General features: G+C 73.1%; 15 protein-coding genes. 9 read left to right on the top strand and 6 right to left on the bottom strand.

What is annotated here, in order from left to right:
* Window positions 1–81 precede the first annotated feature (81 nt).
* The 4 genes from HTZ77_RS08445 to HTZ77_RS08430 all read left to right on the top strand — a co-directional run bounded on the left by HTZ77_RS08445 (window position 82) and on the right by HTZ77_RS08430 (window position 6,031).
* The gene (locus HTZ77_RS08445; RefSeq protein ID WP_175588907.1) at window positions 82–3,096 is read left to right on the top strand and encodes a bifunctional [glutamine synthetase] adenylyltransferase/[glutamine synthetase]-adenylyl-L-tyrosine phosphorylase; all 3,015 of its coding nucleotides are present in this window, start codon (window positions 82–84) and stop codon (window positions 3,094–3,096) included.
* Between the two features lie 44 nt (window positions 3,097–3,140).
* Complete coding sequence (locus HTZ77_RS08440) at window positions 3,141–4,184, top strand: hypothetical protein (protein WP_328808488.1); 1,044 nt, start codon at window positions 3,141–3,143, stop codon at window positions 4,182–4,184.
* Between the two features lie 9 nt (window positions 4,185–4,193).
* Window positions 4,194–5,060, top strand: a complete 867-nt coding sequence (locus HTZ77_RS08435; RefSeq protein ID WP_175588905.1) for a phosphotransferase family protein — start codon at window positions 4,194–4,196, stop codon at window positions 5,058–5,060.
* A 98-nt stretch (window positions 5,061–5,158) separates the two neighbouring features.
* Complete coding sequence (locus tag HTZ77_RS08430; protein ID WP_175588904.1) at window positions 5,159–6,031, top strand: NmrA family NAD(P)-binding protein; 873 nt, start codon at window positions 5,159–5,161, stop codon at window positions 6,029–6,031.
* A 20-nt stretch (window positions 6,032–6,051) separates the two neighbouring features.
* On the opposite strand, the gene HTZ77_RS08425 is transcribed toward HTZ77_RS08430, so the two are convergent.
* Complete coding sequence (locus HTZ77_RS08425) at window positions 6,052–6,945, bottom strand: hypothetical protein (protein WP_175588903.1); 894 nt, start codon at window positions 6,943–6,945, stop codon at window positions 6,052–6,054.
* The gene (locus HTZ77_RS08420) at window positions 6,942–7,307 is read right to left on the bottom strand and encodes a hypothetical protein (protein WP_175588902.1); all 366 of its coding nucleotides are present in this window, start codon (window positions 7,305–7,307) and stop codon (window positions 6,942–6,944) included. Before HTZ77_RS08420 ends, HTZ77_RS08425 begins: the two co-directional genes overlap by 4 nt.
* Before the next feature lie 183 nt (window positions 7,308–7,490).
* Here HTZ77_RS08420 and HTZ77_RS08415 point away from each other — a divergent pair, with 183 nt between their 5' ends.
* Window positions 7,491–11,324: a CHAT domain-containing protein gene (locus HTZ77_RS08415; RefSeq protein WP_175588901.1), complete on the top strand. Its 3,834-nt coding sequence runs from the start codon at window positions 7,491–7,493 to the stop codon at window positions 11,322–11,324.
* A gap of 14 nt (window positions 11,325–11,338) precedes the next feature.
* On the top strand, window positions 11,339–14,233 hold the full coding sequence (locus HTZ77_RS08410; protein WP_175588900.1) for an AAA family ATPase: 2,895 nt from the start codon (window positions 11,339–11,341) through the stop codon (window positions 14,231–14,233).
* A gap of 322 nt (window positions 14,234–14,555) precedes the next feature.
* Here HTZ77_RS08410 and glnA read toward each other — a convergent pair whose 3' ends face one another.
* A complete protein-coding gene (gene glnA / locus HTZ77_RS08405; protein ID WP_175588899.1) occupies window positions 14,556–15,980 on the bottom strand; it encodes a type I glutamate--ammonia ligase in 1,425 nt (474 codons plus the stop codon).
* Between the two features lie 164 nt (window positions 15,981–16,144).
* Between glnA and HTZ77_RS08400 the strand changes: the two genes are divergently transcribed.
* The 3 genes from HTZ77_RS08400 (at window position 16,145) to HTZ77_RS08390 (ending at window position 18,282) form a co-directional block, all read left to right on the top strand.
* Window positions 16,145–16,606, top strand: a complete 462-nt coding sequence (locus HTZ77_RS08400; RefSeq protein ID WP_175588898.1) for an RDD family protein — start codon at window positions 16,145–16,147, stop codon at window positions 16,604–16,606.
* Between the two features lie 66 nt (window positions 16,607–16,672).
* The gene (locus HTZ77_RS08395; RefSeq protein ID WP_175588897.1) at window positions 16,673–17,347 is read left to right on the top strand and encodes a TetR family transcriptional regulator; all 675 of its coding nucleotides are present in this window, start codon (window positions 16,673–16,675) and stop codon (window positions 17,345–17,347) included.
* On the top strand, window positions 17,344–18,282 hold the full coding sequence (locus HTZ77_RS08390; RefSeq protein WP_175588896.1) for a hypothetical protein: 939 nt from the start codon (window positions 17,344–17,346) through the stop codon (window positions 18,280–18,282). The genes HTZ77_RS08395 and HTZ77_RS08390 overlap by 4 nt, the downstream gene beginning before the upstream one ends.
* Here the strand turns inward: HTZ77_RS08390 and HTZ77_RS08385 are convergent.
* The 3 genes from HTZ77_RS08385 to lipA all read right to left on the bottom strand — a co-directional run bounded on the left by HTZ77_RS08385 (window position 18,267) and on the right by lipA (window position 20,809).
* Window positions 18,267–19,061: a class I SAM-dependent methyltransferase gene (locus HTZ77_RS08385; RefSeq protein WP_175588895.1), complete on the bottom strand. Its 795-nt coding sequence runs from the start codon at window positions 19,059–19,061 to the stop codon at window positions 18,267–18,269. The two genes, HTZ77_RS08390 and HTZ77_RS08385, sit on opposite strands and share 16 nt — an antisense overlap.
* On the bottom strand, window positions 19,062–19,742 hold the full coding sequence (locus HTZ77_RS08380; protein ID WP_175588894.1) for a DUF4191 domain-containing protein: 681 nt from the start codon (window positions 19,740–19,742) through the stop codon (window positions 19,062–19,064).
* A gap of 137 nt (window positions 19,743–19,879) precedes the next feature.
* Window positions 19,880–20,809: a lipoyl synthase gene (lipA, locus tag HTZ77_RS08375; RefSeq protein WP_175588893.1), complete on the bottom strand. Its 930-nt coding sequence runs from the start codon at window positions 20,807–20,809 to the stop codon at window positions 19,880–19,882.
* Between the last annotated feature and the right edge of the window lie 46 nt (window positions 20,810–20,855).

Genomic DNA, 20,855 nt, shown 5'->3' with positions numbered 1-20,855 from the left:
CCCCCTTGGATCACGTGAAATACAACGCAACGTTGCGTTGCACTCTACGCCGGTCGGCGGAGGGCCTGTCAAGATGGAGGGGTGCCGAGGATCGAGTCCACCGCCGCCAGGCTCGCCAAGCTCGGGTTCGCCGACGGGGCGACCGCCGCGCGGCTCGTCGAGCAGTCCGGCGGCGAGCTGGACGACCTGCTCGACGGGCTGGTCGAGGTCGCCGACCCCGACCTGGCGCTGCTGTCGCTGACCCGGCTGGCCGAGCGCGCCCCCGAGGCGATCGGCGCGCTGCGGGCCGACGAGCGGCTGCGCGAGCGCGCGCTGGCCGTGCTCGGCGTGAGCGCCGCCCTGGGCGACCACCTCGTCCGCCATCCCGGCCACCTCGGCCTGCTGGCCGCCGACCCGGGCGACCCCCGCGCCGACCTGCTGCGCGCCGTGGACGCCGACCCCGACGACCCGCTGCCCCACGCCGGCTCGGCCCGGCCGCCGTCCGAGCCCGGTGCGCCCGCCCGCCCGAACGACCCCGCGCCCAGCACCGGCGCCGCTCCGCACGCGGGAGATCCCGTGGTCGCGCTGCGCGTCGCCTACCGGGGGCGGCTGCTGGGCCTGGCCGCGCGCGACCTCACCGGCCGCGCCTCGCTCAGCGAGGTGACCGCCGAGCTGTCCGACCTCGCCGGCGCCGCCCTGGAGGCGGCCCTGGCCATCGCCCGCACCCAGGTCGAGGCCGACGACGTACGGCTCGCGGTCATCGGCATGGGCAAGGCCGGCGCCCGCGAGCTCAACTACATCAGCGACGTCGACGTGATCTTCGTGGCCGAGCCGCGCGAGGGCGCCGACGAGACCAAGGCGCTGCGCGCCGCGACCCGGCTGGCCCAGGCCATGATGCGGGTCTGCTCGGCCGCCACGCCCGAGGGCGCGCTGTGGGAGGTGGACGCGGGCCTGCGCCCCGAGGGCCGCAACGGGCCGCTGGTGCGCACCCTGGCCAGCCACCTGGCCTACTACGGCCGGTGGGCCAAGACGTGGGAGTTCCAGGCGCTGCTCAAGGCCCGTCCGATCGCCGGCGACATGGAGCTCGGCGCCGCCTACGTCGAGGCCGTCAACGAGCTGGTCTGGTCGGCCGCCACCCGCGACCGTTTCGTCGAGGACGTGCAGGCGATGCGCCGTCGCGTCGAGGAGCACGTGCGCGCCGAGGGCGAGCGGCAGATCAAGCTGGGCCCGGGCGGGCTGCGCGACATCGAGTTCGCGGTGCAGCTCCTCCAGCTCGTCCACGGCCGGCTCGACCCGCTGCTGCGCCGCCGCGCCACGCTTCCGGCGCTCGCCGCGCTGTCGCGGGGCGGATACGTCGGCCGCGACGACTCGCGCGGCCTGGCCGAGGCCTACACGTTCCTGCGCCAGGTCGAGCACCTGCTCCAGCTCCACCGCATGCGGCGCACCCACGTGCTGCCCACCGACCCCGCCGTCCTGCGCCGGCTGGGCCGCGCGCTCGGCATGCAGGCCGACCCGGTCGGAGAGTTCACCGCCCGCTGGCGGCGCCACGCGCGCGAGGCCAGGCGGCTGCACGAGAAGCTGTTCTACCGGCCGCTGCTCCAGGCCGTCGCCCGGCTGCCCGACACCGAGACCCGGCTGTCGACCGCGGCGGCGTCCGCGCGGCTGCGCGCCCTCGGCTACGTCGACCCCGACGGCGCGCTGCGGCACATCGCCGCCCTCACCTCCGGCGTGTCACGGCGCGCGGCCATCCAGCGCACCCTGCTGCCGGTCATGCTCGGCTGGTTCGCCGACACGCCCGACCCCGACGCCGGGCTGCTCGGCTTCCGGCAGGTCAGCGACAAGCTCGGGGCCACGCCGTGGTACCTGCGGCTGCTGCGCGACGAGACCGCCGTGGCCGCCCGCATGGCCCGCGTGCTGGGCGCCAGCCGCTACGCCACCGGGCTGCTCATGCACGCGCCCGACGCCGTGGCGCTGCTCGGCTCCGACGCGGACCTCGCGCTGCGCGCCGCCGAGGCGCTGCGGGCCGAGGCGTCCGCCGCGGTCACCCGGCACGGCGCCGACCCGGCCGGCGCCGTGGCCGCCGTGCGGGCGCTGCGGCGCAGGGAGCTGTTCCGCACGGCCGTCGCCGACCTGTTCGGGCTGGCCGGGATCGAGCACGTCGGGGTGGCGCTGTCCACGCTCAACGACGTGACGCTCCAGGCCGCGCTGGACGCCGCGATCGCCAGGCTGAGCGCCGACCGGGGCGCGCCGCCGCCCACCCGGTTCGCCCTCATCGCCATGGGCCGGCTCGGCGGCATGGAGTCGTCGTACGCCAGCGACGCCGACGTCATGTTCGTGCACGACCCCCACCCCGGCGCGGACGAGCGGGAGGCCGGCGACGCCGCGTTCGCCGTCGCCAACGAGCTGCGCCGCCTGCTCAGCCTGCCCGCCCCCGACCCGCCGCTGCTCATCGACCCCGACCTGCGGCCCGAGGGCCGGCAGGGCCCGCTGGTGCGCACCCTCGCCTCCTACCGGGCCTACTACGCGCGCTGGTCGTCGCCCTGGGAGGCGCAGGCGCTGCTGCGGGCCCGCTTCTCCGCCGGCGACGCCGCGCTGGGCGAGGAGTTCCGCGCGATGGCCGACGAGCTGCGCTACCCGGCGGGCGGCCTGCGCGAGGAGTCCGTACGCGAGATCCGGCGCCTGAAGGCCCGGATGGAGGCCGAGCGGCTGCCGCGCGGCGCCGACCCCGCGCTGCACACCAAGCTCGGCCCCGGCGGCCTGTCCGACGTCGAGTGGGTGGCGCAGCTCCTCCAGCTCCGCCACGCCGGGGCGGTCTCGTCCCTGCGCACCACCCGCACGCTGGAGGCGCTGCGCGCGGCCGTCGCCGAGGGGCTGCTGCGGGCCGCCGACGAGGAGGTGCTGGCCGAGGCCTGGCAGTGCGCCTCCCGCATCCGTGACGCGATCATGCTGGTCAAGGGGCGGCCCGGCGACAGCGTGCCCGCCGACGCCCGCGAGCGGATGCGGCTGGCCCGCACGCTCGGCTACCCGCCCGACGGCTCCGAGGACTTCCTCGACGACTACCGCCGCGTCACCCGCCGGGCCCGCCAGGTCGTGGAACGCGTCTTCTACGGCTCCTGAGCCATTGCGTCCCAGGCGCGCGCGGGTGTATGCAAGGCGGCGGGGTGATCACTTTGCTGTCGCTTTACGTGGATCTGGCCTTAGGTCTCGTGCTGTCGTTCCTGCTGCTGTCGCTGCTCGTCAGCGGGCTGAACGAGGCGTTCGTCCGGCTGCTCGCCATCCGCAGCAAGTTCCTGTGGGCGTACCTGCGCGACACCATGGACGGCAGCGACAAGGAGGGCAGGAGCTGGCTGCCCGCCAGCGTGCGCGAGGTGTTCGCCGTGCTGCCGTTCACCCGCGACCCGCGCCCCCGGCACAGCGACCAGCCCGCGCCGCCCGAGGCCGGCGAGCTGCCCGCCCAGGAGACCAAGGGCGAGGACGCCATGATCAATCTCCTGTACCAGCGGGTGCGCGAGATCGACCACCCCAAGCAGGGCCGCACCAGCATCGCCAACCTGCCGCCGGGCCGGTTCGCCACCGCCGTGATGGAGCTCGCGGCGGCCGAGGACGGCGGCGTCGAGGGGCTGCTGGCCAAGCTCAAGGCGATGGGCAGCCCCCTCCACGGCCACCTCAAGGGCGTGTGGGAGAGCGCGCAGCGCGACATGGAGCGCTTCCGGACCGGGGTCGAGACGTGGTTCGACGGCGAGATGCAGCGGCTGTCGATGCTGTACCGGCGCTACGTCAAGTGGGTCGTGGCGGCGCTCGGCCTGGTGGTGACGCTGGTGTTCACCATGGACGGGCTGGAGTACGCCAAGACGCTGCTGCGCGACAACGCCTTCCGCGCCTCCGTGACCGCCGTGGCCGAGTCCGGGCCCGACGCCTACGGCGAGCTCAAGGCCCGCTGCGAGAACGCCAACCCGGTGCCCTGCATCACCGACACCCTCAGCCAGCCCGCCCTGGTCAAGGTCTTCGACCACGCCCTCGTGAGCCTGTCGATCCCCGAGGAGGGCGACCCGGCCGTCCACTGGAACGGCCCCACCTGGTGGGACCGGCTCACCACGCTCAGCCACTGGCCCGGCTACCTCATGACGTACGTGGCGCTGCTGTTCGGCGCGCCGTTCTGGTGGGACGTCCTGCGCCGCCTCACCGGCATCCGCTCCCGCCGCTAGCCTCGGTGCGTGATCTCGCCCCTGGACCGGTACGCCCGCACGGTCGGCAGGCCGGTGGAGGCCCTGCGGCTTCGCGCGGGGGAGTCCGCCGACGTGGTGCTGGACGACGCCGCCGGGCTGGCGTGGCGTTTCCCGCGTCGCCCGGCCGGCCGCGCCGGCCTTACGTCCCTCGTGTCCCTCGCGTCCCTCGCGGACCGGATGAGGTTGGTGCGCGCGCACGGCATCCCGGCGCCCGAGGTGGTGGAGGTGCGCGAGGACTGCCTCGTCATGCGGCTCGTCGACGGGGAGCCGCTGGCGCCGGGTCGGGAGCCGGATCCCGCCGCGCTGACCGGCCTGCTGGAGCGGCTGTCCTCCGTCCCGCTGTCCTCCGTCCCGCTCGCCTCCGTCCCGCTCGCCTCCGTCCCGCCTGCCGGGTCCGGCCGGCGGGAGGAGTGGCGCGAGCTGGTCGATGACGTGCGGCGGCTCGTGGTCCCGCTCCTGGCGCCGGAGCAGGCCCGCCGCGCTCTGGCCGACGCCACGCGGGCGCTCCGGACGGCCGGGTCGGCGCCCACCGGATTCGTCCACGGGGACCTCGGCGGCGCCAACATCCTGGTCGCCGGGCCCGCGGGAGCGGCGAGGGTGGCCGGGGTGCTCGACTGGGAGGCCGCCGGCCCCGGCGATCCCGCGGTGGACCTCGCCGCCCTGTCGGTCTCGGTCGGGCCCGCCACGCGGGAACGGCTGGCCGCGGCGTTCCCCGGCCTCGCCGCCCGCGCGGACGCCTACGCGGCCACGTTCGCCCTGCAGGAGGCGGTCTACGGCCTGCGCGAGGGCGACGCCTCCGCCGTGGAGGCCGGCCTGGCCCCCTACCGGCGGACCGGCGGGCCGGACACCGCTTGACCTCAACCACGGTTGAGGTCACAGAATCCCGGTGGGGCCCGCTCCTTCGCGTCAGCCGCGCGCCCATTCAGGGATTACATGATTACAGGAGACCTTTCATGACCACAGTTCTCGTCATCGGCGCCACCGGCAAGCAGGGCGGCGCGGTGGCACGCCTGCTCCTGGACCGCGGGCACGAGGTGGTGGCCTACGTCCGCTCGCAGGAGTCGCCCGCCGCCCGGGCGCTGTCCGCCGCCGGCGCGCGGCTCGCCCCGGGCGACCTGGGCGACGCCGAAGCGCTCGACCGGGCCGCCACCGGCGTGGACGCCGTCTTCGGGCTGTCCGTGCCGTTCGGCGAGGGCGGCAAGGACGAGGAGGTCGCCCAGGGGCGGCGCATCGTGGACGCCGCCGAGCGCGCCGGCGCCCACCTCGTCCACTCCTCCGTACGCGGCGGCGACCGCCTGGAGGCCACCAACGTCGACCACGCCGACAGCAAGCAGCTCGTCGAGGCGTACCTGCGCGAACGGCAGGTGCCCGCGACGGTCCTCGGCCCCGTCTACTTCATGGAGAACGTCCTCGACCTCGGTTTCAGCGGCCTCGCCGACGGCGCCCTGGCCAGCCCGCTGTCGCCCGGCAAGCACCTGGACCAGGTCACGGTCCTCGACATCGCCGCCCTGGCCGTCCACGCCGTCGAGAACCCCGCCGAGATGATCGGCAGGCGCGTCGACCTCGCCTCCGACCGCGTCACGGGTGAGGAGGCCGCCCGGATCCTCGGCGAGGTCATCGGCCGCGAGATCCCGTACCGCAGGCTGCCCCTCGACATGGTCCGGCAGTGGGCGGGGGAGGAGGTGGCGGACATGTTCGACGCCTTCGAGCGCAACACCGACTTCGTCGACACGGCCGCCCTGCGCGCCGCCTACCCGTCGGTGCGCTGGCACACGTACGCCGACTGGGCCAGGACCGTCGACTGGGAGAGGGTCCTCAAGGGCTGACGGAGGCGCTCCGACGGGCTTCAGGTGCCCTTGCGGAGGAGTTCGGTGAGGGTGAAGCCGGCGCGCGGGGTCACCTGGCCGTCGGCGAGCGGGACGTTGAGGGCTTTGGCCAGCTCCACCCCGTAGAGGTCCACGGTGGCCTCACACACCTGGGCCAGCGTCCCCGTCGCCGCCCTTCCCCTGCGGTGGCCGACCGCGATCGTCACCGCGCCGACCAGCGCCGCCGGCCACCACAGGGTGATCGCCGCCGTGCCCAGGTACAGCACGCCCCAGGCCGCCGTGGTCGCGGCGCCGGACAGGGCGGCGCGGGCGTCGCCGATCGTGGCGCGTACGTGGTCGGGGACGACGAGCCACAGGCGCGGCCAGGCGGCGTCGAGGTCGATGCCGTAGCGGTTGTGGACGCGGGTGACGACGGCATCCATCTGGTCGCCCATCCAGGTCGGCCGGAACGGGCGGGCCAGGGCGATGGCGTTGCGCCGCGCGGCCAGTTCGCCTCGGCGGCGCTGGAAGTCCGCGGCGCTCTCGCCCTCGCCCGCCGTCGCCGTCTCGAAGTCCCGGTGCGCGCCGTCCCAGCGGTTCCTGCGCCGCTCGACCAGGGGCCGGGCCAGCCACCGCGGACCCCGCATGAACCAGCAGCGCACGACCGGCCCCGCGAGCGCGTTGGCGCCCAGCCCCGCCCCGAACGCGCCCAGCAGGAGGGCGACGAGCAGCAGGGCCTGCGCGACGGGCTTGCCGTCCAGGGCCCTGGTCTGGGCGGCGGCCCGGTCGGTCAGGAACGGGACGTCCCACGGGTGCCGGTGGCCGAGGACGGCGGCGAGCCAGAGCACCGCCTCGAACAGCGCGCCGGGCAGGACGAGCACGGCCAGCCACCGCTCGGCGAGCTTCTGCCCGAGGCCGGACAGGAACCCCGTCATCCCGGCGAGTATTTCAGCGGCAGCTCATAGACGTCGCAGGCCGGGATCGCGCCGCCGGGCTCGGGCCGGGTGTCGCGCGGGCAGCGGTCCTTCGGGCAGCGGTATCCGCCGGGCGGCGGCGGGAGGTGCCCCGCCGATGGAAGGTCGGGGACGACCGGTTTGCCGCGTATCAGGACGTCCAGGCCAAGCATCCGGCTCAGCTCGTCGACGACCTCCCGAGGGCGTCGCTCCCCTTCGCGCAGCGCGCGCCGGGCCTCGCCGAGCTCCGCCGACCACCCCTCCGACGCGGCCATGCGGACCAGCCGGGGGAAGCTCTCGCACAGAGCCGCCAAGGCGCGGCCGTCGTCCGGCAGGTCTGCCATGGCTTGGTGTCTACCACCCGCCGCGGGGGGCGGCAAGGCGAAGGGGCGGTAACACGCGCATCCCCGGAGACGAACCGCAGGAGAGTGCTCCGATGCGATGAGGATCGTTCGGCCGGCCCCGTGGGGAGGATGCGGATGCTTCGACGACGCCGAGCCGTGCGCGCCGCGCGACACGCGGCGTGGATGATCCGTGAGTACCCCTCGACACATGATCTCCAGCAGTTGGACGAGGCGCTGGAAACGCTCAGGGGCGCGCTGGAGCTGGTGCCCGAGCGCCACCCCGAGCGGGCGGAATGGCTGTCGGCGCTCGGCGACGGACTGTCGATGCGGTTCGACCACGTCGGGCGGATCGAGGACATCGCGGAGTCGCTCGCCGTCCACCGCACCGCCGTACGGCTGGCGGAGGGCACCGATGCCGGCGTGGCGGCCCGGCTGAGCCGGGCCACGGCACTGCTGAACACCTACGAGCTGCACCGGCCGGACCGCAGCATGGCGGCGGAGAACCGCGGCGTGCTGGACGAGGCCGTCGCCCTGCTCCGCGAGGCGTGCGCCGGCCCGGGGCTGGACCCCGAGCTGCGCGACTCGGCGATGGTGAACCTGATCCTGGCGCTGGAGATGCAGGCCGAGCTGCGCCCGGAGTCGCTCAGGGAGTATCAGGACGAGACCTACGCGATCCTGACCCGGCTGGTGCGGACGACCGGCCCCGACCACCCCTACTACCTGTCGCGGGTGGTCAAGCTGGCCATGCTGCTCCTGCAGCGATGGGACCTGCCACACCGCGACCGGGACCTGCGTGAGCTGCTCGAGGTCGTGCGGGAGCGCTTCCCGGCCGCGACCGAGATCGACCGGCGCAGCATCAGGGCGGGGCTCGGCTGGGCGCTCGACCACGGCATCGAGGTCTCGGAGCGGGTCGTCACCGTGGATCGGCTCATCGCCCATTTCCGCGAGCAGATGACGCTGCTGCCGGAGGAGCACGCGCTCCGGACCGAACACCTGGTCAGGATCGCCTACTACGCCTCGATCGTCGCGATGATGTCGGGCCGGCTCACGCTCCTCGACGAGGTCATCGCGGCCATGCGCGCGACCCTGGCGGGTCTGCCCGACCGGCATCCCGCGTACGCCGAGCTGTTGTCCGCGCTGGGCACCGCGATGGGGCGCAGGATGCAGGCGACCGGCTCCACCGCCGACCTCAAGGCGACCCAGGACCTGCTCGAGGCGGGCATCGAGCGGTTACCCGAGTGCGACCCGGAGCGCGGCCTGTTCCTGGCCAATCTCGCCAACACCTACTCGATCGCCTACCAGATCACCGGGCGCGAGGAGCACCTTGCCGAGTGCCTGCGGCTGTACCGGGAGGGGGTGGCGCTGACGCCGCCCGACCACGCCAACCGGGGCATGGCCCTCACCGGCCTCGGCACAGCCCTGCACCACGCCTACGAGCGCGGGCGCCGCCGGGAGGACATCGACGGCGCGATCGAGGCGCATTCCGAGGCGGTGCGGGCCACTCCCGACCACCACTACGACGCCGCCCTCTACCGGGCCAACCTCGGCGGCTCCCTGATCGCGCGGTTCGAGGACCTCGGCCTGGAGAAGGACCTGGACGACGCGATCGAGACGCTGCGCGCGTGCGTGCGGCTGACCCCGCGCGAGCACTCCCTGCGCGGCACCTACTTGTCCAACCTGGGCAGCGCCCTGTTCCAGCGGTACGTCCAGTACGACGACACGGCCGCGCTGGAGGAGGCGCGGCTGATCCTGCGTGAGTCCGTCGCCTCCGTGCCCCAGGAGACGCCGGACGGCGGCCTGGCCACGAGGAACCTGGCCAACGCGCTCATGGTCCACGACCAGGCGGCGGCCTCCGGTGATGCGGTCGAGCTGCTCCGCGCCGGCCTGGCCCGGCTCGGCGACACGCACGTGAGCCGGGCGGGCATGATGGCCAGCCTGGGGCTGGCGTTGATCGCGCAGTCCGAGGCCGCGCTGGTGACCGAGCGGGAGCGGAAGATCACCCACCTGATCCGGCGCCTGGCGAGTGGTGAGATCCCCCTGCCGGCCGACGCCGACGCGCTGGCGGGGCTCGTCCACGAGGTGCGGGACGGCCCCAGGCCCGCCCATGTGATCGACGATCTCGACGAGGCCGTCGACATGCTGGAGGGCGCGGTCGCGGCCGGGCCGGTCACGCACGCCGAATACCCCATGTGGCTCTCCGCGCTGGGCATCAGCCTGTCGCTGCGCGCCAAGGCCACGGGCGAGCCCGCCCCGTACGACAGGGTGGTGGGCCTTCTGCGCCAGACCCTGGAGCTGACGCCCCCTGGACAGCCGCGCAGGGCCAGCGTTCTCCACGAGTTGGCCCTGCTGCTCGACCGCTGGGCCGACGACGAGCCGGGCGAGGCGGAGCGGCTGCGGGCGGGGGCGATCGAGGCGCTGCGCGAGACCGCGGCCATCGAGGCGGCCCCGGCGGGCTCGCGCGCGGGCGCCGCCAGGTTCTGGGGGCGCCTCGCCGCGGGTCAGGGCGACTTCGCGCTGGCCGTACAGGGATTCGGGGTCATGGTGGGGCTGCTGGAGGCCATGGCCTGGCGCGGCCTGAGCCGCGGTGACCAGGAGCGGCTGCTCGCGGAGTTCCAGGGGGCGGCGAGCGACGCGGCCGCCTGCGCGCTCGAGACCGGCGACGCCCGCCTGGCGATCGAGCTGCTGGAGCAGGGCAGGGGAGTCCTGCTGGCGCAGGCGCTCGACGCCAGAGCCGCCCGCGACCGGCTGGCCCGGGAACTGCCCGACCTGGCCGGCCGCCTCACGGAGGTCTACGCCGATCTCGACGCCCGGTCCGCCGACATGGATCACGACATGGATCACGACATGGACCGCAGGCACGCGGCGGCCAGGCGGCACGCCGCGTTGGTGGCGGAGATCCGTCGGCAGCCGGGGTTCGAGGACTTCCAGCGGTCGATGAACTTCACCCGGCTGGCCGGGGCCGCCTCTGACGGCCCTGTGGTCGTCCTCAACGTCAGCCGCTACCGCTGCGACGCCCTCATCATCGCCGACGGGGAGGTCACGGCCGTGCCGCTGCCGGACCTGTCCGCGGAGGCGGTCGAGGACCGGGTGACGGGCTTCACCGAGGCGATCGAGGCGCTCCGCGGGGGCGCGCGTGAGTTCGACGACCGGCTGACGGCCAGACAGACCGTCCAGGAGACCCTCGGCTGGGTCTGGGACACCATCACGGGGCCGGTGCTCGACCGGCTGCCCGGCGCGCGGCGGGTCTGGTGGTGCCCGACCGGGCCGGCGGTCTTCCTCCCGCTGCACGCCTCGGGGGACCACCGCACGCGTCATGACGCGCGCCCGCGTACGGTGATGGACCGGGTGGTGTCCTCGTACACCCCCACCGTGCGGGCGCTGGCGCACGTCCGCTCGCTTCCGCCGCCCGTCGCCCGGCCCGACGGCCAGCCGCTGGTCGTGTCCATGCCCACGACGCCCGGCGCGGACGACCTGCCGGGAGCGGCCCGTGAGGAGGAGATCTTCCGCGAGTGCTTCCCCGGCGCCCGCGTTCTGCGCGAGGCGAGCGCCACGCGCGAGGCCGTGGTCACCGTGCTGCGGGCCAGCCCCTGGGTGCACTTCGCCTGCCACGGGGCGCAGGACACGGCGAGCCCGTTCCACGCCTGGCTGGTCCTGCGGGACGGGCCGCTGACGGTTCGCGACCTGGCGGCGCTCGACCTGTCCGAGCACGCGCGGCTGGCGTTCCTGTCCGGCTGCGACACCTCGCGCGGCGACGAACGGCTCTCCGACGAGGCCATCACGCTGTCGTCCGCCGTGCACCTGGCGGGATACCGCCACGTGATCGGCGCGCAATGGCAGTTGGAGGACAGTACGGCGCCCTACGTCGCGGCGCAGGTCTACCGGCGACTGGGCGACGGCCGGGGCGGCATGGACGCGGCCGGCACCGCCGCGGCACTCCACGAGGCCGTGCTGGAGCTGCGGGAACGCATGCCCTTCGCCCCGCTCGTCTGGGCGCTGTTCACTCATACCGGACCCTGAGCAGGGGAGACGCTGTGAAGTACCTGAGGCCGTTGGCGGTGCCCTCCCTCGCGGTCGTGTTCTACCTGGTGTTCAGCGGCGAATGGCGCAACCTGGGGTCGTGGATCAAGACGGCGTTCACCTGGCTCGTCGGCGTGCCGTGGGCGCTGGTCCTGGCCGTGAGCCTCCCGCTGATCTTCGTCGGGCTGGCGATCAGGATGCTGGCGGGGGGCCTGCGGCAGATCGCCGCCAATCAGCCCCAGCAAGTGCAGAGCCTCGGCCGGCCGGCGGAGAAGCCGGACGAACGCTTCGACCGCCTCGGCGGGCTCGACGAGGTGAAGAAGGAGCTCGGACCGGTCGTCGCCTGGCTGCGCAAGCCGTACGGCAGGCTGGGAGGCGACGTGCCGCGGGGGATTCTGCTCGCCGGACCGTCCGGGTGCGGCAAGACCGCTCTGGCGCGGGCGATCGCCGGTGAGGCGAACGCCCCCCTGTTCACCTACTCGGGGGCCGAGTTCCACGAGATCCTCATCGGCATGGGCTCCAGCCGGATGCGGCAGGCGTTCCTCGAAGCGAGCAGGAGCGCCGGCAGCAGCAAGCCGGTCGTCGTCTTCATCGATCAGATCGACCTGATCGCCGCGGAGCGCAGCAGCGGGCCCAGCGTCGGCGCCGGCGGTGACGCCGAGGCCCACCGCACGATGGCGCAGCTGATGAGCGCCATGGACGATCTCGACGACAACGGCAGGGTCTACGTCATCGCGGCCACCAGCAGGCCCCGTGTGATCGACCGGGCGCTGTTCGCGCCGACCCGCTTCGGTCTGCGCATCGACCTGGAACTGCCGGACGAGGCGCAGCGCGCCGACATCCTGCGGCTGCTGCTGAAGGAGCACGATCTGGCCGCCGGGCTGGACATCCGGGCCATCGCCGCGGGGGTCGCCGGGTTCACCGGCGCGGAGTTGCGGCAGCTCGTCCACTGGGCGGCTGCCGCCGCGGGCGCCCGGTCGGCCACGCGACTGACGCTGGACGACTTCATCGACGCCAAGACGCGCGTCCTGCCACGCGTGGACCTGCGCGACCCGTCCGACATCGTGCGGCACCTGGACGGCAGGATCGAGGGTCAGCGCACCGCCAAGGAACGGCTGGCCGTCGCGGTCAGCAACCACTACCTGCGGCTGACGATGGCCAACAGGTTCGAGGCGCCGCCCGTGGCCATCCGCAAGGCGAACGTGATGATGCTCGGCCCGACCGGCACGGGCAAGACGATGCTGGTCGAGACGATCGCCCGCTTCCTCGACGTGCCGTTCGTCATCGCCAACGCCACCGTGCTGAGCAGCACCGGCTACGGCGGGATGACGGTGGAGAAGATGCTCTACCGGCTGCTGATCGCCAGCTCCTTCAACCTGCGCAGGGCGGAGTACGGCATCGTCTGCGTCGACGAGTTCGACAAGCTCGCCCTCGGACACGGCGAGCGGAGCCGGGCCTCCAGCGGCGCCGTGCAGCAGGAACTGCTCAAGCTGGTCGAGGGGTCGGTGGTGGACGTCCCCAAGGGCGACTCGGAACTGTCGGGCAATCTCGACTTCTACCAGTTCGACACCAAGAACGTGCTGTTCGTGTGCCTCGGCGCCTTCAACGGCCTCGCTGAGCACGTGGCGCGCAGGCTCAGCCTCCCCCCGGGCTCCCTGGGCGACCGGGCGGCGCTCATGGACCACATCCTGCCCGAGGACGTCATCGAGTACGGATTCCTGCCCGAGCTGGTGGGCCGGTTCCCGGTGATCACGGCGACGCTCCCGCTCGACCACTCCGAACTGGTCCGGATCCTGCAGAACGAGCACAACGGCCTGACCCATGAGTACGCGGAACTGCTGGCCCTCCAGGGCAGGAAGGGCACGGTCTTCACCCAGGACGGCGTCGAGCGGATCGCCCGCGAGGCGCTCCTGCGCGGCGTCGGGGCGCGCGGGCTGCGCGGCGTCATGGAGAACGCGCTGGCGGCCACGATGTACGAGCGCGCGCAGCCCGGCGAGTCAGCGCTGATCATCGACGCCGAGCTGGTGGGCAGGGGGCTGAACTCCGCGGCGCTGGTCTCCGCGTCGACCGGCGGCCGGGCGCTGACCCCGCACCAGGTGTCGCGGAAGCTCGCCAACCTCCTGCCGGGAGCCGTCCGCGCCAGGGAGACCCTGGCGGTGGCCAGCAGCAGGCACTACGGCTCGCCCGCCGGCGGGGCGGACCGGCAGTGCGTCGTCCTGGTCGACCCGCGCACCGGCCAGCGCACCGCCCTGGTCGAGGCGCTGGCGGAGGTCTGGGACGTGCCGTGGGCGGTGCTGGACGCGACCGCGCTGACGCGGCCGGACGCGGAGGCGGTCAACGACGCCGGCGGGCAGCCGTGGTGGGTGACGGAGATCGTCGAGGAGCTGGTCTCCCGCTCCTCGGGCAGGCCGACGACCATCCACCGGGGCGTGATCCTGGTCGACGCCGTCGACGTCCTGCTGGCCCAGCACGCGCGGCGCGCTCTGACGAGCGTCGTCAGACCCCTGGTCGAGGGCCGTCCCCTGCCGGGCGGCTTTCCCACCGACGGGCTGATGGTCGTGCTGGCCGGAAGCTTTCCGCCACCCCAGGAGGACGTCGACCGCACCGATCCGGCGCGGCTGGTCGAGGAGGCCGGGGCGCACTACCCCATGCCCGCCTGGCTCAGGGACCGTGCGGTGCTGGCGGTCACGGACCTCGCGCACGACCACGAAGGGCTGCTCGCCTTCATCCGCCGCCACGACCACGAGATCCGCCGCAAGTACCAGCCCATTCTCGACTCACGGGGCCAGATCATCCCGGTGAGCGCCGAGCTGCACGAGGACCTGGCCCGCCGCGCCGCGCAGGAGGGCTGGCGACTGGCCGACGTCTCCGTGCACCTGGAGAACGCCCTCCTGCGCGACCTCGGCTAGCCGCCGTGGCCGGCCCTGGAGCACCGCGGTGCGGGATGCCAGCATGGAGTGGGTGATCGACTGCACCTTCTGCGAGATCGTCGCCGGTTCGCTGGGTCCCGCGCCGGCATGGCGACGGCCTACGTCTGACGTGGAGCGCCCCGCTCGCCTCGTCCCGCGAACTGGAGCAGGTCCTGGAACGGGTCACCGCGGGTCGCTGAGGTTCTCGCACGATGGCGCACGGGCCGGCCCTCGGGAGCCTGGGCGTGCGATGCGGAAAGCCCGTGACAAGGGACCTTGTCACGGGCTTCCGTCACCGTGCGATGACCGTGCCGGTCACCGGTCACACGTCGTAGTACAGCTCGAACTCGTGCGGGTGCGGTCGCAGGCGGATCGGGTCGACCTCGTTCTCCCGCTTGTACGACACCCAGGTCTCGATGAGGTCGGGCGTGAACACGCCGCCCTCCAGGAGGTAGTCGTGGTCGGCCTCCAGGGCGGCGAGCACCTCGGGCAGGGAGCCCGGCACCTGGGGCACCTGGCGGGCCTCCTCCGGCGGGAGCTCGTAGAGGTCCTTGTCGACCGGCTCCGGCGGCTCGATCTTGTTGCGGATGCCGTCGAGGCCGGCCATCAGCATGGCCGAGAACGCGAAGTACGGGTTGCACGACGGGTCGGGCACCCGGAACTCGATGCGCTTGGCCTTCGGGTTGGAACCGGTGATCGGGATGCGGACGCAGGCGGAGCGGTTGCGCTGGCTGTAGACCAGGTTGACCGGGGCCTCGTAGCCGGGCACCAGGCGGTGGTAGGAGTTGACCGTCGGGTTGGTGAAGGCCAGCAGCGACGGCGCGTGCCTGAGCAGGCCGCCGATGTAGTAGCGGGCCGTGTCGGACAGACCCGCGTAGCCGACCTCGTCGTAGAACAGCGGCGAGCCGTCCTTCCACAGCGACTGGTGGCAGTGCATGCCGGACCCGTTGTCGCCGAAGATCGGCTTGGGCATGAACGTGACCGTGTGGCCGAACTCCAGGGCCGTGCTCTTGATCACGTACTTGTAGAGCATGAGGTTGTCGGCCGTCTTCAGCAGCGTGCCGAACTTGAAGTCGATCTCGGCCTGGCCGGCGGTGCCCACCTCGTGGTGCTGCATCTCGACGTCGATGCCGCACTCGATGAGGTTGCGGACCATCTCGGAGCGCAGGTCGGTGAAGTGGTCCATCGGCGGGACCGGGAAGTAGCCGCCCTTGTAGCGCGGCTTGTAGCCGAGGTTGCCGCCCTCGGTGGCCTTGCCGGTGTTCCAGGCGCCCTCGATGGAGTCGATGTAGTAGTAGCCGGCGTTCTGCCGCGTCTCGAAGCGGACGTCGTCGAAGATGTAGAACTCCGCCTCGGGGCCGAAGTAGACCGTGTCGGCGATGCCGGTGCCCTTGAGGTACTCCTCCGCCTTGCGGGCGACGTTGCGCGGGTCGCGGCTGTAGGCCTCGCCCGTCAGCGGGTCGTGCACGAAGAAGTTCAGGTTGAGCGTCTTGTGCTGGCGGAACGGGTCGAGCACGGCGCTGGACGGGTCCGGCAGCAGCAGCATGTCCGACTCGTGGATGGCCTGGAAGCCGCGGATGGACGAACCGTCGAACATGAGCCCGTCGGTGAAGACTTTGGCGTCGAAGTTCTCGACCGGGAAGGTGAAGTGGTGCGTCGTCCCCGGCAGGTCGGTGAACCTGACATCGACGAACTGCACCCCTTCGTCGCTGATGAACTTCAGGACGTCGTCGGCGGAGTTGAACACTCTCGAACCTCCCTGGGGACTGACTATCAGCCGACGCTAGGTCGCGGCCGTTTCCGAACGGTGTCCCGATTGTTTCGCATGTGTTAAGCAGCGAGGCCGGGAGGGGGGTGCCCGGCGTCGCTCCGGGTGAGCGACCGGGCCCCCGGCCGGATACCGTTGAGGGCATGAGCGGCAACGAGCCCCGCTGGACGCAGACCTGGCTGGGCGGTGTAAGGGCGGCGGGAGTCGATCTCGGCTATCCGGGTGAGCGGCTGGGCCTGCCGGAGGAGGGCGGCGGGTCGGTCGCCGGGTGGGGCCGGCGCATCGCGGCGCTGGTCATCGACTGGATGATCTGCACCTGGGCGATCACGCAACTGCTGCTCCGGATCAACCCCGCCGACTCGCCGTGGGTGCCGGTGGTGGTGTTCGCGGTGCAGTACCTCGTGCTGGTGGCCTTCATGGGGCAGACGTTCGGCCACCGGCTGGCCGGCATCAGGGTGGCCGCCATGGACGGCGGCGACCCGCGGCTGCTGCCCGTGGTGGTGCGCACCGCGCTGCTCGCGCTGGCCGTGCCGGCGCTGATCTTCGACCGTGACCACCGCGGGGTGCACGACCGGGTGTCGAACACCGTGGTCGTCCGCATGTAGCCCGTCGTCGTCCGCACGAAAAAGCATACCCGGTTCGGATCTGAACCGGGTATGCTTTTTGTTGTGATGGCAGGACTGAGGGAGCGCAAGAAGGAGCAGACGCGGCGGCGGATCGCCGAGGTCGCGCTGCGCCTGTTCGCCGAGCGGGGCTTCGACGCGGTCACCGTGAACGAGATCGCCGAGGCGGCCGGGGTGGCCAAGGTGACGCTGTTCAGCTACTTCCCGTCCAAGGACTGCCTGGTCCTGGACGGGGTCAAGGACGACATGGCGCGGATCGTGGCCGGGCGGGGGCCGGGCGTGACGCCGCTCGCCGCGCTGCGCGCCCACTACCGGGCGCTGGTCGCCGCCGACACGGAGGAGCTGGACGTCGAGGCGCTGATGACCCGCGTACGGGTGATCTCCGCCAGCCCGGCGTTGCTGGCGGGCGTCCAGCAGGCGTACGCGGAGGAGCGCGAGGAGCTGGCCGCCGCCCTGGCCGCCGCCCGCGACCCCGACGGGACGGCTCAGGCCCCGGAGACGACGGCTCGGGCCCCGGAGAGGCCGGCACGGTGTCCCGACCTGGCGGCCAGGGTCATGGCCGCGCAGATCACCGCCACGGTCACCACGCTCCAGGAGACGTTCTTCGCCCGGCTGGCCGCCGGCACGCCGCTCGCCGAGGCGGGACGCGCCCTGGCCGAGGACGTCGAGCTGGCCTTCGACCTGCTGGAACACGGCCACGACACCGAGAGGGGCACGTCATGAAGAAGGGCATCAACTACGACACCGGGTTCCTGAACGGCCCGGAGCGCTCGCGCCAGGAGTTCGACCGCGAGACCGCCCGCCGCGAGATGCGCGTGATCGCCGGCGAGCTGCACTGCCGGGCCGTGCGCGTCTCCGGCGGCGACCTCGAACGCCTCGGCGTCGCCGCCGAGGAGGCCGCCGCGGCCGGCCTGGAGGTGTGGTTCGCGCCGTTCCCGGTGGACCTGCCGCGCGAGGAGACGCTCGCCCTGTACGCCGGCTGCGCCGCCCGCGCCGAGACGTTACGGCGCGGCGGCGCCGAGGTGGTCCTCGTCACCGGCTGCGAGACCAGCGCCTTCGGCCCCGGCTTCATCCCCGGCGACACCTACCGCGACCGGCTCCAGGCCATGGTGGACGGCGACATGGCGTGGTGGCGGTCGCTGGGCGAGGCCATGCCCCGCTTCAACGCCTTCCTGGCCGAGGCCGCCGCCACCGTCCGGCCGCTGTTCGGCGGCCGGGTCACGTACGCGGCCGGGCCCTGGGAGTTCGTCGACTGGGGCCCGTTCGACCTGGTCGGGGTGGACGCCTACCGCGCCGCGCACAACGCCGCGACCTTCCGCGAGGAGCTGCGCGGGCACGTCCGCCACGGCAAGCCGGTCGCGGTGACGGAGTTCGGCACGTGCGCCTACCGGGGCGCGGGGGAGCGCGGCGGCATGGCCTGGGTGGTGCCCGACGGTGCGGTGCTCGACGAGGAGGAGCAGGTGCGCTACCTCGACGAGCTGCTCGACGCCTTCGAGGAGGCCGGCGTGGACACGGCCCTGTGGTTCACCTTCGCCGGCTACGGCCACGCCGGCGCCGGCGACATCGGCTCGTACGGCGTGGTCCGGATGCTCGACCGGACCCGCTGGGAGCCCAAGAAGGTCTTCCACGCCATGGCCGCCCGCTACGCCCGCGACTGACCGCCGCCCGGGCCGTCAGGCCGCTCGACGGTGAAGATGGCCGTGCCGGGGAGGTGCCGGCCGCGCAGCGGGCTCCAGCCGCCCCACACCCGCTCGTGGCCCCGCGGCCACTCCGGCTCCAGCAGCCCGGCCACGCGCAGCCCGGCCGCAACGACCAGGCCCACCCAGTCGCCCATCGTGCGATGGTGCTCGACGTAGGTGAGCGCGCCGTCCTCGTCGCGCTCCTCGTACGGCGCGCGATCGAAGTACGACCGGTCGGAGGTCAGCCCGCGCGGCCCGGGATCGTCCGGGAACGCCCACCGGGTCGGGTGGCTCACCGAGAACACGAACCGCCCGCCGGGTCGCAGCACCCTGCCCACCTCGCGGAAGACCGCCAGCGGGTCGGCCACGAACGGCAGCGCCCCGAACGCCGAGCACGCCAGGTCGAACGACCGGTCGGCGAACGGCAGCGCCTCGGCGTCGGCCTGCAGCACCGGCACCCGCACGCCGGTCTCCAGGTCGATGCGCTGGGAGTGGCGGAGCTGCCGGTGCGAGATGTCGAAGGCCGCGACCTCGGCCCCGCGGGTCACCAGCCAGCGCGCGCACTGGGCGGCGCCGCAGCCGATCTCCAGCACCCGCCGCCCGCGCACCTCGCCCAGCAGGCCGGCCTCGGCCTCGTCGAGACCCTCGGGACACCACACGAACCCGGCGTCGCGCAGGAAGCCGCCGTGCTCGACCTGGTAGTCGTCGGCGTTGCCGTCCCACCAGCCGCGGTTGGCCCGCGACGAGGAGGAGGGCATCTAGCGCATCTTGGGGCCGCGCGGCATCCGCACGCCCTTGGGCATCGGGCCCTTGGGCATGGGGACGTTCTTCGGCAGCGACCGCAGGCGGTCCTTGACCTCGTTGACCGAGGGCTTCTTGAGGTTGCGCGGCAGCTTCATGATGTGGCGCTGCAACTTGCCCAGCGGCACCTGGCCCTCGCCGTCACCGCACTGGATGTCGTAGATCTCGATGCCGAGCACCACCCGCGAGACCCGCTTCTTCTCGGCGGCCAGCATCCGGGCCACCCGGTTGCCCGGGCCCTCCGACACCAGCACCACGCCGGGGAAGCCGACCACCATGTGCACGAGGTCCTGGTCGCGGTTGACCGCGATGGCCGGGGTGACCTGCCAGTTGCCGCGCATGCCCTGGAGCACCGCCGCGGCCGCGCCGGTCTGGCCGTCCAGGATGGAGTACTGGGCGCGCTGGGCGAGCTGGCCGAAGACGACCAGGCCCACGGTGAGCCCCAGCAGCACGCCGAGGAACACCGAATACCACAGGAAGCCCGTGACCAGGCCGATCACGACGACCACAGCGAGCGTGCCGACCGCCGACAGGAAGACGATCGGCAACCCCTTGGGGTTGGCCTGCTGAATGATCTGCGCGATCATGCGGAGCTGCTTGATGCGCCCCGGCTTCTCTGGATCCACGGACTTCGCCATGCTCGCAAGGATACAAACCAACCGGTCGTGAAAGGAAAACGTGACCTAACCGGCCGGGACGCGGCGCCCCCCGGAGGGGACGCCACGACGACGCCCGGCGGCCCCGGGAAGGGGCCGCCGGGCGGAAGACCGCTGCGTCAGGCGCTCTGCCGGGCGGCGATCGCCTGCTGGTAGAGCCGGCCCGCGCGGTACGACGAGCGCACCAGCGGCCCGGACAGCACGCCGGCGAAGCCGATCGCCTCGGCCTCGGCCTGCAGCTCCACGAACTCCTCCGGCTTGACCCACCGCTCCACCGGGTGGTGGCGGGGCGTCGGGCGGAGGTACTGGGTGATGGTGAGCAGGTCGGTGCCGGCCGCGTGCAGGTCGCGCATGGCCTCGACGACCTCCTCGCGCGTCTCGCCCATGCCCAGGATCAGGTTGGACTTGGTCACCAGGCCCGCCTCGCGCGCCGTGGTGATCACCGCCAGGGAGCGCTCGTAGCGGAACGCCGGCCGGATGCGCTTGAAGATGCGCGGCACCGTCTCGACGTTGTGCGCGAACACCTCCGGCTTGCTGGAGAAGACCTCCTCAAGCTGCTCACGGTTGCCGTTGAAGTCGGGCACGAGCAGCTCGACGCCGCAGCCGGGCAGCAGCGAGTGGATCTGCCGGGCGGTCTCGGCGTACAGCCAGGCGCCGCCGTCGGGCAGGTCGTCACGGGCCACGCCGGTCACGGTGGCGTAGCGCAGGCCCATCTGCTGGACCGACTCGGCCACGCGGCGCGGCTCGTCGCGGTCGTACTCCTTGGGCTTGCCCGTGTCGATCTGGCAGAAGTCGCAGCGGCGCGTGCACTGGTCGCCGCCGATGAGGAACGTCGCCTCGCGGTCCTCCCAGCACTCGTAGATGTTGGGGCAGCCCGCCTCTTCGCAGACCGTGTGCAGGCCCTCCCGGCGCACGAGCGATTTCAGCTCGGTGTATTCGGGGCCCGTCTTCAGCTTGGTCTTGATCCACGGGGGCTTGCGCTCGATAGGGGTCTCGGCGTTGCGCACCTCCAGGCGGAGGAGCTTTCGGCCTTCAGGAGCAACGGTCACCAGCCCAGCTTACGTCTCGCCCGGACCTGGCTCATGCGAGGGTGGC

This window comes from Nonomuraea montanisoli, assembly GCF_013363975.1.
In the GTDB taxonomy this organism is placed as follows: domain Bacteria; phylum Actinomycetota; class Actinomycetes; order Streptosporangiales; family Streptosporangiaceae; genus Nonomuraea; species Nonomuraea montanisoli.
The sequence above is the reverse complement of the archived record's forward strand: the minus strand, read 5'-3'. Positions and strand labels throughout refer to the sequence as shown.